This is a genomic window from Gemmiger sp., from assembly GCF_057431175.1.
The window spans coordinates 1-13,366 of sequence record NZ_DBMDDV010000041.1; the positions used below are offsets into that span (position 1 = coordinate 1).

14 protein-coding genes are annotated in these 13,366 nt (G+C 55.2%); 1 reads left to right on the forward strand and 13 read right to left on the reverse strand.

All coding sequences use genetic code 11. The annotated features are described in order from the left end of the window. The 3 genes from ACZO0A_RS11795 to ACZO0A_RS11805 form a co-directional block, all read right to left on the reverse strand. Positions 1–192, reverse strand: a 192-nt coding sequence (locus ACZO0A_RS11795; RefSeq protein ID WP_486846364.1) for a helix-turn-helix transcriptional regulator, incomplete at its 3' end; no start/stop codon positions are given. Between the two features lie 266 nt (positions 193–458). Then, positions 459–779, reverse strand: a complete 321-nt coding sequence (locus ACZO0A_RS11800) for a hypothetical protein (RefSeq protein WP_486846365.1) — start codon at positions 777–779, stop codon at positions 459–461. 6 nt (positions 780–785) lie between these two features. Further along, the gene (locus ACZO0A_RS11805; protein WP_417344591.1) at positions 786–1,703 is read right to left on the reverse strand and encodes a ParM/StbA family protein; all 918 of its coding nucleotides are present in this window, start codon (positions 1,701–1,703) and stop codon (positions 786–788) included. Between the two features lie 175 nt (positions 1,704–1,878). Here ACZO0A_RS11805 and ACZO0A_RS11810 point away from each other — a divergent pair, with 175 nt between their 5' ends. Beyond that, a complete protein-coding gene (locus tag ACZO0A_RS11810) occupies positions 1,879–2,094 on the forward strand; it encodes a hypothetical protein (RefSeq protein WP_486846367.1) in 216 nt (71 codons plus the stop codon). A gap of 326 nt (positions 2,095–2,420) precedes the next feature. Here ACZO0A_RS11810 and ACZO0A_RS11815 read toward each other — a convergent pair whose 3' ends face one another. From ACZO0A_RS11815 to ACZO0A_RS11860, 10 genes are all read right to left on the reverse strand, one after another. Further along, positions 2,421–3,809, reverse strand: coding sequence for a hypothetical protein (locus ACZO0A_RS11815; protein ID WP_486823322.1), 1,389 nt, complete (start codon positions 3,807–3,809; stop codon positions 2,421–2,423). Next, positions 3,806–4,591: a hypothetical protein gene (locus tag ACZO0A_RS11820; protein WP_418597886.1), complete on the reverse strand. Its 786-nt coding sequence runs from the start codon at positions 4,589–4,591 to the stop codon at positions 3,806–3,808. Before ACZO0A_RS11820 ends, ACZO0A_RS11815 begins: the two co-directional genes overlap by 4 nt. Continuing rightward, positions 4,575–6,020 (reverse strand): sensor histidine kinase, encoded by a 1,446-nt coding sequence (locus tag ACZO0A_RS11825; protein ID WP_486846368.1) that lies wholly within the window; start codon positions 6,018–6,020, stop codon positions 4,575–4,577. The genes ACZO0A_RS11820 and ACZO0A_RS11825 overlap by 17 nt, the downstream gene beginning before the upstream one ends. Positions 6,021–6,030: 10 nt before the next feature. After that, positions 6,031–7,386, reverse strand: a complete 1,356-nt coding sequence (locus ACZO0A_RS11830) for a hypothetical protein (protein WP_486846370.1) — start codon at positions 7,384–7,386, stop codon at positions 6,031–6,033. A gap of 89 nt (positions 7,387–7,475) precedes the next feature. Next, positions 7,476–8,135: a response regulator transcription factor gene (locus tag ACZO0A_RS11835; RefSeq protein WP_486846372.1), complete on the reverse strand. Its 660-nt coding sequence runs from the start codon at positions 8,133–8,135 to the stop codon at positions 7,476–7,478. A gap of 187 nt (positions 8,136–8,322) precedes the next feature. Further along, positions 8,323–10,296, reverse strand: a complete 1,974-nt coding sequence (locus tag ACZO0A_RS11840; protein WP_474088425.1) for a hypothetical protein — start codon at positions 10,294–10,296, stop codon at positions 8,323–8,325. A gap of 202 nt (positions 10,297–10,498) precedes the next feature. Then, on the reverse strand, positions 10,499–11,497 hold the full coding sequence (locus ACZO0A_RS11845) for a M28 family peptidase (RefSeq protein ID WP_474088423.1): 999 nt from the start codon (positions 11,495–11,497) through the stop codon (positions 10,499–10,501). 11 nt (positions 11,498–11,508) lie between these two features. Next, positions 11,509–12,900 carry a hypothetical protein gene (locus ACZO0A_RS11850; RefSeq protein WP_474088422.1) on the reverse strand — a complete coding sequence of 464 codons (1,392 nt, stop codon included), beginning with the start codon at positions 12,898–12,900 and terminating at the stop codon, positions 11,509–11,511. Then, positions 12,897–13,121, reverse strand: coding sequence for a hypothetical protein (locus tag ACZO0A_RS11855; protein WP_443672937.1), 225 nt, complete (start codon positions 13,119–13,121; stop codon positions 12,897–12,899). The genes ACZO0A_RS11850 and ACZO0A_RS11855 overlap by 4 nt, the downstream gene beginning before the upstream one ends. A gap of 31 nt (positions 13,122–13,152) precedes the next feature. Next, on the reverse strand, positions 13,153–13,366 hold a 214-nt coding region (locus ACZO0A_RS11860), incomplete at its 5' end, for a hypothetical protein (RefSeq protein WP_486846375.1).

Sequence of the window (13,366 nt, forward strand, 5' to 3'; positions counted from 1 at the left end):
ATCTGATTTCTTCTCTATATCCTGTAGTCCAAGAATATTCATCAGTTTATATGCATTTGCAACACTTGGTGTTGAAATTTCCTGTTCCCATTTTGCAATCGTCTGTCTCGATACTCCAAGTTCTGACGCCAATGCTTCTTGTGTCAATCCTTTTCGTTTTCTTGCTTCCGAGATTTGTTTACCCGACAACATACACTGCACATCTCCTTTCCTGAAAGTGTCTTTCTCTAATGTTAATTAAATCAAATTTTTCGCATACTTTCAAGCAACTTTGTGACTACTTTGTGTCAACACCTTGCTTTATAGACAATCTTTTTAGAAAACATATCCTCTCCCGCATGAAGGTCGATGAGGCCAACGATAAGATTCGTGCCGAAATGAAAAACTGATATTCACTATTCTCCTTCTCAAAAAGGGCTTCCGCATCTGCTGGCGGAAGCCCTTTTCTGTATAGTGCTTTACCCTCTAAAATCGGCCAAAGCACTGGCTATTAAATCTATTGTCGGCGAAGATATAGACGGTTCCTCTTTCTGCAAATTCGGTATATGCCCCATGCTCTGCTTTTCTAAGTATTCCTGCACGATTTGCTCAATCAAGGCACGGTCCGTCTGCTGAAAAGATTTCATTTCGGCCTTTTCATAGCACAGAATTGCATCGGCAAGATACTGTGCCTTGCCCCTGTCACGCTGCCGTTCCAAGTATTCTACGGCACGCACATGGTCTGGATTTTCCATGTCAAAGCGAACCGTAAAGCGCCCCCGGTCCTTTTTCAGCTTCATGGTTCATCACGCCCCTGTCACCGTGCAGCGGTAAAGATACTCAAAACCTTTGGCGTTCGCGTTCACATCTTCCACAAAGATGGGATGTGCCACTCTGCCGGAGACCTCGATCTGCCGCCGCAGCAGGCAGGCACCGCCGCCCACGAAGATCACGCGTCCCGTGCGCAGATCAAGCTGCCGCTCGCGCAGCGCGCCCAGCATATCGTTGACGAACTCCTGCGCCTGATATTCTACCAGCGCGGCGACTTCTTCCCCGTAACTGTTCCCCTGCTCCTGCAAGAGAATGGCATCTACATCGGTTTCCTCCAACAGAACATCCAAGTCCGAGCTTGCCTTGGAGCGGATACGGTTGTACAGCAGGATCACGCCATTTTCCAGTGAATCACAAGTAGACAGGTCAGCGCGGCCGTTCTTCAGCAGCAGATAATCCGCTGTGAAGCCGCCCACGTCCAGAATCAGTGCGCGCGGCACCGTTGCCAGTTCGCCCAACATCATGGCCGCCGCTGCAAATGCCTGCGGATAGCACTGCACATTGCGGATCAGGATACTGTACAGCTTGTCACGGTAGGAAAAGTAGGTCGGTTCCTTGCGCTTGAAGTAGCGCACGAACGCTTTGTTCTGTGCGCCGAAGTGTGCGGGCGGCAGACCGATGGCAAGGTCAATGGGCATCAGCCCGGAGATATACGCGCCCTGCGCTTCGATTTCCTCCGCAATGGCAAACAGCGATAGGATAAAGAAACGCTCGTCTGTGGTTTTGTCCTTTTGGTACGGGATGCGCTGTGCGGACAGCGTATAGTAACTGCCGCCGTATTTCAGTACATCCCTTCCGTAAGGTCTGGTTTTACTTTTCTGTACACCGGAAACGATGGCGTTCCCGTGAACGGTTTTGACCTGTTTGTTGCCGTGGTCGATAGCAATAAGCATAACATCAACTCCCTCCGATGCTTATATTTACCTTGTACGTTTTGAATACGTCATTTCCCAACAAATTTACGCATTATTTTTTCTTATACGCAATGATGCGCATTATTTATTCGTTTGCATTTCCCCGGCGGGTGCGCTATAATGGGCAAAGTAAGTAAAAACACAGGAGTTCGCCATGAACAAAACGCTTGAAATCAGTGCTATGCAGTATGATTTTCATACCTTGCTGAAAGTTTCCGATATATGCGGCCTTACCGGCGAAATCAGCTTCCATGACACGGACACAGGCTACCTCGTCAGCTTTCCCGATGATGACGGCAAAGCTGATCAGCGGATGGACGAGTATAAGAAACGGCTTGTTGATCTCGAAAACAACATCTGGAATCGGTAATTTGGGTGATCCGCCGGGGAAATTTCAATACAATTAAAGTAATAGCCCCTTCTGCTGAAATTGCATCAGCGGAAGGGGCTGTTATTATGATTTATCGGTATTTCTAACCTCTTATATGCTCTTCTTCATCTTGTCGACATTTTGCGCCAATCTGCCGCATCAAGGACAACGTCGGTAATGAACGTAGCAATATTCAAGAAGAATGCCAGTATAATAGAGGATATCGCAAACTGCCAATATCGGCTTTCCAGAGCGATGGCATTTTGACAGGTGCAGTGAGTTCCCGTCCTAGTAAGCAACAAATTGTACCTGATCATATTTTTTTGTCATTCTGCAAAGTTCAGCGGCGTAAAGTCTGTACTGCCTGCCAGCAGGTCGTCCAGCGCTATGACGCCGTAGACGTCCCAGTTCATCGGCTGGGTGTAGGTCGTGCCGTCCTTGTCCACGTCGTGTACCGTGCCGGTTTTGGTGTCGTAGGCGGCCAGCACGCGGCCCTGCTGAGCGTCCAGGATGCGGATATTCCGCACGTCCTTGCCAGGCACATAGCGCTGCTGGGTCAGCTCGGTTTTCACGCCGTCGCGGCAGAAATACTGGCGGGTCGTGTTTTCGCCCGTGCCGTTGCCGTCTTCATCGCAGCCGCACTCGTCCACCCACACCAGCCAGCCGTCGGCAAAGCCGGACAGGGAGTAGTAGCACTCCCACCCGTCGCGGGTGGTGGGAAAGCCGTCGGCCACAGGGGTCAGGGTATCCACCGCCGCGTCCACAAAGCCGACTTCCCCGCTCTGGTAGTTGCAGTTTGCCAGGCCGCCACGGCTGCCCTCGGTCAGGATGTGGTAGTCATTGCGGTAGCTGATTAGATTGCGCTTTTCCATGCCGTTGCCCTGCACCAGCACATTGCCCGTATCGCGCTCATAGCGCTGGCGCGGCGTGATGCTGCCGTCAGTTAGGTTCACGGCGCAAACCTGCATGGCCTTCGTCAGGGCGTCGTTCGTCTGTACCATCTTGGCAAAGGTCATCTGCCGGCCGCTGACTTCCAATAGCGTGTACATTTCGGGGCAGTACTCCCCTGTTCCGTCTGCCAGGTCGTCCCATGTGTAGATTCTTTGCATCTGGCCGCCTGCTGTATCCACAGCCCACAGCGTCTGATGGCGGTTATCCTCGTCCAGCAGGCTGTAATAGAGGTTCACATCGTCCACAGCCACGCCGCGGCCCACGACGGACTGGCCCGGCTCAGTGGTTGCCAGCACGGTGCGCTGGGTGTGGTCGGCGCTGATGCGCTCCCAGCGGTAATAGCTAGTCTCGTCGTTATAATAGAACAAAAGCAGGTAGACTTCGTCCCCGTCGCCGTAGCAGAGCGTCACGTTGCCGTTGCTCCATGCGGGGCAGGCGGCGCTGTCGTGGGCACAGCCGGGCAGGCTGCAAACGGGGCGGGCGTCTCCGGTCTGCTCGTCGATGGCATAGACCAGCGCGCGGCCCATCGTGTCGGTGTAGTTGATCTCCCAATCGTTGAACGCCTGGTAATACACACCGTCTGCGGCGGCAGTCAGCATCCGCAATGCCCCGCTGCCGATGCCCTGCGGCGGTTCGGCGGGGGCCGCCATGGCTTGCGTTGTTTCCGTGGCTGCGGTCAGTGTCTGTGTGCTGTTCGGCGCGGCATGGCCGCAGGCAGTCAAGACCAGCGCCAGGGCGGCAGTGATGGCAAGATATTTTTTCATGAGATTTCCTCCCCGTATTGTGTGTTCAGCGCCACAAAGGTCTGCGGCGTCATGCTGGCGGCGGAGAGCGTAACGCCGTACCCGTTGGCGTTCGCCACGGCGTAGACCTGCGCGGTCTCGCTGTAGCCTGCCGCGCCGAAATCCCGCACGGCTGTGCCCCAGTCCGGGTACTGCCAGTCGGCAAACTCGTCCAACCCCAGCAGAGTGCAATACTGCGCCACAGCGTCATCGGCCAGCGTATCCCCCTGCCCCAAATCATTCTGGTAGTTAAAATACAGCGGTGCATCGTCACTGGAAAGAATCAGCTGGATATACACATGCTCGGTATCGGCGCCTGTGTAGATCTCTTCCGGGCGGCGCACCAGCTGCGTCAGGCCGCAGGGCGCGGTGTACAGCTCCCAGCTTCCGTAGTCCAGGCGGCAGACCGAGAGCGCAGCGGCAAAGCTGTCATCGCACAGCAGCCCGGCCTCGTGCAGGGCGCGCAGCGTCCGGCGGGCGCGGGCCAGCGCACTGCCATCCATCGTGCCCGCCGTCCAGCCGCCGTCCCAGACGCTGTTGCTGCTGAGCGACACCTTCGTCACATGCTCGGCTGCGTAGAGGGTGCAGGCCGTGGCGTTGGCCCGCCCGCCTGCCGAAAAGCGCTCGTCGTCCGTGCGGGTGTGGGGCGCGGCCAGCAGTGCGCGATCCCACAGGGCGAACACCGCCAGCGGCAGTGCCAGACTGCACAGCACCACAGCGGCGCACCGCAGGAAGGGGCGCAGCGTATCAGCTTTGTGTGTCATTGTCAGCCTCCCTTTCGCTCGGCAGTACCTCCGGCACGGCGATGGTCACGGTCGTGCCGACATGCTCGGTGCTGGTGATTTCCAGCTTTGCCCCGTGGGCATTTGCAATGCGGGCGCAGAGCGCCAGCCCAATCCCGCTGCCGCCTTCGGCCCGGCTGCGGGACTTGTCCACCATATAAAATGCCTCTGTCACGCGGGGCAGGTCGGCGGCGGGTATGCCGCAGCCCGTGTCCGTGACGGTGAAAACCGCCTGCCCGGCGCGGCGCTCACACCGCAGGGTGATGGTCGCTCCCTCAATGCCCTGACAGGCGCGCTGGGCGTTGAGGATCAGGTTGCGGAGCATATCCACCCACAGGCTGCGGTCTACCCGCACCACGCACCCCGCGCTGATGACCCGCGGCACAGGCGTGCTGCCCTGCGGCAGGCTGCGCACGGTCTGCAGCAAAAGCCCGGCATCTTGGCAGGGCACCAGCTCCAGCGCCCCGGCCTGATCCAGCCCCATCAAGGCCAGCAGACTGCGGCTCAGGTTCTCCAGCCGCTGCGTCTCGTGGTAGATGTAGCCCGCTGCCTCCCGCTGGGTCTCGGTGTCATCGGGCCGGGCGCGCATCAGGTCGGCATAGCCAAGCATCGCGGTCATCGGGGTCTTGACCTCATGTGTAAACGCCGCAATAAAGTCCTGCTGGCTTTGCGTTGTTTTCGATAATTCGTTGATCTTGCCTTCCACCGCTGCGGCCATTGCATCAAAGCTGCGGCTCAGCGCGCCGATTTCGTCATCGGTTTTAACCTGAGTACGCTGGGTGTACTCACCATCGGCAATTTTCTCGCTGGCCGTCTGCAGCGCAGTCAGCGGGCGGGTCACACGGCGGCTGAACAGCACAGATGCCCCACCGCCCAATACCAGCAGCGCTGCCGATGCCGCCAGCCACGCCCGCAGCTGGGCGTCACGGGTGGCAAACACCGCGCTCACATCGTAGGCGCAGAGCATATCGGCCCGCACGCCGGGCAGATCCAGCGGCTGGGTCAGCAGCAGATACCACCGCCCGGCCGCCCGGGTCAGCTGCCAGGCGTTTTCGCCGTCAGTCAGGGCCTGCTTCAGTGCGGTGTGCGGCAGGGCCGCAGGCAGGCCGGAATAGAGCGCATACGCACCGTCCAGCCAGAGTGCCATGCTGCTGCCCGCATCGGCGGTCTGCTCGGCATACTGCTGGGCCGCGGACGCCAAAATGTAATTTTCAAACTGCGCACTGTCCGTGGCCTGAAAGATGAACCGCTCCAGCGCGTATTTTTCTTTTTCCTGCTGGGCCTGCAGGGCCGTGCGGGTGCTGGCCAGACTGCCGGAAAAGCTCTGCCCGGTCAGCAGCAGGCCTGCTGCGCCCAGCGCGCAGGACAGCAGCGCAATGCAGCCCAGAGATAGCTTGGTTGCAAATTTCATCACTGTTTCCTCATACCAGATCGCGGCCTTGCAGTGTCACCTGCACCCAATCCTGACTGCCCGCCAGATAGTCTGCTGCCGAAATGATCCCGTACTCTCCGCGGCAGGTGGTAAAGCTGTAAGGTGCGCCGTCCGTGCCGATGTCGTTTGTCGTGTAGTAGATCTCGCCGTATTTCACAAGCAGCATCGTGTCGCTGGCTGCCACAATAAACGGGCTGCGCTCCACTGCCTGATCCTTGAGCCATGTGGTCGGCAACGGGGTGTAGACGCCGGTCTCGGGGTTCAGCAGCCCCTCGCTGTCATCGCGCACCGTCACAGGGATCCAGCCGTCCGGCCTTGCGCCTTCCACGACACCGTATAATACCAGTGTCCCCTGCAGGTCAAGCTGTCGGGTCTGGGTCGTGCCAGCAGTCAGGTCGAATTTTGTCACCAGCCCGGATTCGTTCAGCAGATAGGCCGCACCGTTGCGGACAAGCTGAACATTGCCTGCATCGCCGCTCCATGTCATGTCGGTGTCGGTCATGTTGCCCGCCGTATCCAGCAGACAGAGGTTTTTCGTCTGCTCGTTCCGGGCCTGCTCATCGGCAGCCAGCCATGCGCGCAGTTCCTCATCCGTGGCGGCCTCTCCGGCCGGGTTCAAGGGCTGCTGCTGATAACATGCGCTGTGCTGCAAGACAATTTTGTCCTGCCAGCAGCCTACGGCGACATAATCCTCGCCGTCCGGTATGCTGTGGGTAAAGAAGCACGCCGCACCGCCCTCATCCAGACGCAGGACGGTAAATTCACTGTAGCTGCGCACAAAAGTATACAGTGCTGTGCCATCCGTGTACCAGACAAAGGCATTGGTCAAATCAGGTAGGTCGTCTCCCTCGGCCACGCGGCGGCGGTCACTGCCGTCCGTATTGCTCACATCCAGATATGCGCCGTCACTCTCATTGTAACGGCCATCCACAAGCCAGTAAAGCCGGTCGCCCATGGGCAGCAGCATGGCTTCCGGCACGCAGCCGTTCCGGATGGCCGTCATGTAGGCCGGGCAGCTTTCATCCGCATGGTTGCAGCCGAATTTATTGCAGAGGATGCGCTGCTCACCCGTGGAAAAATCAATCGTTGTGGCGAAGTATTGGCCGGCATCGTCAATGTTCATCGCGCTGTAGACGGCATCCCGCCCCACCGCCGCGCCCCAGGTCGTGTAAAGGGGCGTAAGCGTGTCCTGCACGGCGGGTGTTTCTGTGGTGGGCTCTGCAGTCTGCGCGGGCGCGGCGGCTGTCTCGGTGGTCGTGCCTGCAGGCATGTCCTGCGGCGCAGCCGTGCAGGCCGTCAGCGCCAGCGCCAGCAGACAGACGGTCAGCCTTGCGGTGTGTTTCATCGTGGTTATCCCCCTTTGTTTGTTGTACCCCCAGCATACCGCAGGATTGTTTCCGGTTGGTTACAGCTTCGTCACGGGCGGGTTACATTTTATTCCTTTTCCAACATATACCCGATCTGCCGCACGCTGTGCAGGCGGTCGCCAAGGTTCAGCTTGCGGCGCAGACGGGCAATGTGGGTGTCGAGCGTGCGGGTGTCACAGCCCGTGCCGTCATCGCCCCAGACGGTTTCGTACAGGTAATCCCGGTACAGCGCCTGGCCGCGGTTGCGCAAAAACAAAAGCAGCAGGTCATATTCCTTGCGGGTCAGGTGCATTTCCTCCTCACCGCGCAGCACACGGCAGGCCGCAGCGTCAACCGTATACTCCCACATTGTGTAGACGGCGGTGCTGCGCCCGGCGCGCCGCAGCACACTTTCCACCCGGGCTACAAGCTCAGTAGGGGCAAACGGCTTGACGATGTAATCATCCGCGCCGCTGTTCAGCCCGCGCACCCGCTCTGCCACGGCGTCCTTGGCTGTGATGAAGATGCAGGGCGTGCCCGTGGGCCGAATGTACGCCAGCAGATCGTACCCATCCAGATGGGGCATCATCACATCGAGCAGCACCAGATCATAGCGGTTCTTTTCCAGCAGATTTGCCGCCGCGCGGCTGTCGGTCACGGCCTGACAGCGGTAGCCCGCCTCCGTCAGGATGCGCCGTACCAGCATGGCAATAGCGGCTTCGTCGTCCACAATCAGAATCGGCTTCATTCAACAATCCCCCTCTATAATCCCTATTGTACAACAGAATGTTACATTTCGGTGAACTTTTAGCCAAAATTTACAAACCCAGTTTGCAAGCTACTTTGCCACGTCACACGTGAGCATAAAGTAATAGCCCCTTCTGCTGAAATCACATCAGCGGAAGAGGCTGTCCTTTTAACCTATGTGGTTTTCTTCATTTTTCCAACATTTTACGCCGATCTGCCACATCAATGACAAGCCCGGTAATAAAAGCGGCAATATCCAAGAAGAACGCCAATACAAGAGAAAATGCTGCCAGCTGCCAATATGGGCTTCCCAGATAAATCAGTGCCTGATCAACAGGGTTATGCGCTGAAATGTAGAGGCGCTGTGCATCGTCCAACTTATCAAGGGCATCTGCACGGTCATACTCCTGCCCGCTGTCACTGACAGGCAGACCACTGATTGTTGCCTTCAGACGCTCAATTTTCTCTGTCCATAGGGGCTCCCAGTTTTCCTTATCCTGTGCAGTGTCTGCCGTCATGCTGTTGATCTGGTTTTGCAGCGCGTCACCTGATGATTTCAGGACTGCGTAATCCTGCACCTTGCGGATGAAACTGTCCATATCATTCAATAATGTCTGAAAATCCGCATCCGATCCACTGTCCTGTGCGGCTTGCAGCTGCTCAAACACGGTGCGTGCCTGCTGTTCAATAGCTTCCGTATCCACATCCGTCTGGAGCAGCGCACTTTGGATACTACGCAGCGCCTGACCTGTCTGCACGGAGGCTGCATTTCCGGCAATTCCCAGCACACCTGCGTATCGCTGCAGGATTCCCTGCGCCTGCTGATAATCCTGTAAGTCCTGTTGTTGCTGATTTAGCGTATCCTGCAAGTTACTCAATCGGGATGCCGCACTGTTATAGGCACTCTGCAAAGCGTTAGTATTACTTCCATACGGCGCATTTCGCAACGCACTGGCTGCGCTGGTTTGCGCATCTGCTGCTGCCGTTAAGGCGTCCTGCGTCTGGCTTATCTGCTGCGTCAGCTGTTCGATGCGCGTTTCCACCTGTTCGGTAAGCTGTGTCAGTGCTGCGGCAGCCTGTTCGCGCACGCCGGAGGATGTTCCCTCCTGCGTGGCGGTCTGCATCGCTTGGATTGCCGAAGCAATTTCATTTTTTGCCGCAAAGTCCGCATTATCGGCGTAGCTTGCCTTGTCCGCTGTCAGATCTAAGCCGGAAGGATTCTGTGTTGTTTCGGTATCGGCGGTCTTGCTGGCAGTGTACAGAGCCGCCACCTCGTCGCCCAGTGTTTCCCGCAGTGCATCACTGCTGATTTGTACAAATTCATCTGCTTTGTATAGTTCGTTTCGGTACACGGACTGAACCAACAGGCGGCTTTCGGTCTGCCAGCTTTTTTCATAGACCGTGCCAACGATAAAAACATAGCTGAACCACGAGGAGCAGAACAAGACAACGCCGCTGAGCGCCAGCACGCAGATTTTGCCGCGCAGACTATGTATCCAGCGCCAGAAGGTCGGCAGGTAAAAGTTCAGTCCCAGCAGGATGCTTTGTATGGCAAACGAGGCAAGATTTGCCTGCCACGCCTGTGAAAACACATAGTCCCGCATGCCCTGTGCGGTACTCCACCAGGAAACGATTGCCAACAATACTGTGGCAAGGCGCAGCAGTGTCAAAATCATTCCCTGCGAGTTTGTGGCTTTTGGTTTTAGCTGTCCCCCTACTTTTTGTAGGCGATTCCAAACATTGGTTTCGCTTGCTCCTGTCTCTTGCTCAACCGTTGGTTGCAACACTGCCTGTATCAACAGCGAAATTCCTTGAACAACTGCTACCAGTACCCACATACCGCAGAGACTGTTCATAAAGATTCCCGTATCGCTCAAAGGAGTGGGAATTCCGGCTACGCAGGTATTGAACACAAATGCCATCAGTGTAATAAAACCTGCCGCGGCGATCGCCGCGGATTTTTCTGTGCCTTTTTCCCCACGCAAAAGCCCCACATAGCTGAAGAAATTCAGTACCAACAGCAAAATGTTCACGGTGACCACGCCGGATGGATTGGAGGAAGCCATCTGCTGGCACAGCAAAACCACCGCCGCAGTCAATGGCGGTAAAAGAAAAGATTGTCGTTTCCAGAAGCCGCCTTTATCCGATTTGTTCTCCATCATTATGCCCCCTCGCGCTCTGATTATTTCCTGTACACTTTATATAATTAGCATACCATAGCTTTCTGCATTTGCACAACGGGTCGCCATAAATTTTACATTCGCTTCGCATGATTGGCAAGATACTGCACCGAACTCTAACCAAGTTATATATTTGCACCACTTCACAAAAGGTCCTCTTTCACAGCGAAAGAGGACCTTTTGTTTACTTACATCCCAGTATTTCCAATGCCCTTGACAGGGGCATCACTTTCTGGCACTTGGCCTTTTGGGAATCATACCTTACTTTCTTACCGTCCGGCATCACCGCTATGGCGTTTTCTGTCAAGATGGCCGCTTTCAATTTGGGAACATAGCGATGCACCTTCCCCTGCCGGTCAATCTTGGCATGAGACATGATAAGTTCTGCCGTTCCCAGTTTGATTTTTGCTCCTTTTGGCAGCGGTGAAAGCCATTTGTAGGTTTCACGCTCCGAGGCAGTATCCCACATAGAATACTGGTAAACTCGCCCGCTAAAGAAGCTGTCCTGCTGTTCCCTATATTCAAAGTGTTCTGTCTGTTGCGTTACCATCTGCGCCACACGGGCGGCATTCAGTTCCATCTCCTCTAAGCAGATGTACTCGTGCCGTTGATGCTCACAGTAGTAACCACAGCTGATATTGACCGCCGCTGTTTCCAGATACGGTGCAATGTAGGATATATCACTGCACGAACCACCTGCCGTCTCGAACCCGAACGAAGTAACGAAGTCCTCAAACTCCGGGTTATCGCAGCGGTAAAACACGGCATCATTGCTGCCCCGGCGGTCGAGCTCTACGATGTAGTTTACCCGCGGTCGTAAAGAACCTTTTGTGAATTTCTTTGCCCCTACACAGCCGACTTCTTCATCCTCACAGAACAGCACATGACATTTTGTTGTACGCAGGATCTGTAAAATCATCCAGACCCCGCATCGGTCATCGCCGCCGATTCCCTGCGGTGACATGGCTACAGCCCCGTCTGCCGAATAGCATACCTGTTCGACAGGCTGACGGTGAACCGTGTCCATGTGGGCCACCAGCAAGACAGGAATCGTTCCCTCGGCATACAGGTAGCCGGGCTTATCGGTAACGGGGTAACCCCTGCTTTTCAGCTCGGCTTTTAACCGCTTTTTCAATTCCATCTGCGGCAGACGCAGAATGGTTTCAAACGTCAATTCTTGCATGGATTCCTCCTTTATGCGGCAAGGCCGTTCATCTGGTTCGGGCAGAAACGATTGGCACCGATGGGAAGGCAGTCACTATGGATTATGCAGTTTCCGCATACATCAACTACCTGCGCATAGCAGGCAGGGCAAATTCCGCGCTGCTCGCCGGATCGGGCGATTCCGATGCGCGGCATACCGATAAACTTTTCTTTGCAAACCGCACATTCATAGCTGCACTCATTGCAATAAAAGTGTTCATCAATATAGCGCCCATATCCATGCACCGTTTTGCCGCAGCCTTTGCAGACAAACATATTGCCGCACTCTGCACAGCGTATGGAACGGTGGTTCTTCTGTTCTCCACCGCAGCAAACACATCGAGCCACGGAACCAATCGTCATTTTGCTATAGCCGATCTCCCCTTTCAGCAGAGAGGCAACCGCATACCCATACGCATAGTCAGGATAGTGGTTGCTGTCCGCCGCAGATTCGCAGTAAGGTTCGGTTTCTTTTCCACGCTTGATCGACCATAGGTTCGGTTTGTCAAGGCAGACCGCGATAGCCTGTTGGACGATGCCTCGATACAGGGTTTTCTGGTCTTCCAAATCTGTAGGATACAGGCGTGATTGCAGCAAAACATTTTCCTTATAGCAGAAAATTTCTCGCGTGATGCGAGGGGCTGTATGAAAGTTCTGCGTGTACTCGTCGCTGACCGTGAAGAAAATCATACTGACGGCATCGCCCATATAGGACTGGCAGCCGCCGCGATAGCCGCCGCCTTCTAAGCAATGGCAGGAACTCCAAGTGTTGTCGCGGTTGGACATTTCGAGGAAATCGCAGGGGTGGATTGACAGCACTGCAGTTTTTTCGATATGTGCCGGGTTCAGAGCATCGGCCAGCCGTGCAAACAGTGCATTGTATGGTTTGACTGTGCGCACATAACGGTTGTCCGGCTCACCTGCTTCGGTTTCTTCCTCAATCTGGTCAAGATGGAATTTCAGGCAGAGCCGATTGATAATGCGGCTCGCCTTTTGTCCCGGTGCGCACTTGATGCCGCCGTACTGCCTGATTGTGTCCAAGCGGTACTCGTTTGGTATCCGGGCATAGTCTGCGGTTGCCGCGCGCAGGGCGGTTTCAAAGTTCTCATACACCGTATCATCCGTGCAGGCCCTACGGCCCAGTTCCTGTATGGCGGCGCGCGTTTCATCTACCGTGATACGGTCAATCTCCCGGCGCTCCTCCACACGGAACACGATTGCCAGTTCTTTCTCGTTCCATAGTGGATGCTTGCGCAGGAGCTGCAAAAGCCCCTGCTTCTGTTCGCACCACTGTGTAAGGTTTGCTGTGACGCCTTCTTCCGAAAACGGCTTTTGATACTTGTGCATGACCTCGTAAAATTGCTGTTTGAGTTCGTCCATCATTTTGATCTCGCCTTTCTTGATTTTTTATTTTTAACGCCGGGCGGCGCTAAACCAAAATAAAAAAAGCGAGAACAACTTTTCTTCGCTGCCAATAGCAGCACAAAAGTCATTCTCACTTTACGCGGGGCATCCCCCCAGCGGATAAAAAATGCCCGCAATGCGCAGACCAGACGGTCAACGGCATTGCAGGCACAAAGTACAAAAATAACAACGTGCATCATTGCAAATTGCTTTGCACGACACATAAATCACTTACATTAGTATGATACCATAATTTGCGGAAAACGTCAAATTGTTGAAGATGTGTCTTTTTGCGCCAGCAATCAAAGTATCCAGATATCCACGCTTCTCGATATCCGCAGTCAGCGCAAAGATTTTTCTTTCTTTTAAAAAATACAAATTCCTTATGGTCTCGCTACTTGACAAATTTATGCTGACTTTTGTAGAAGAAGCCGAACCGTCCACT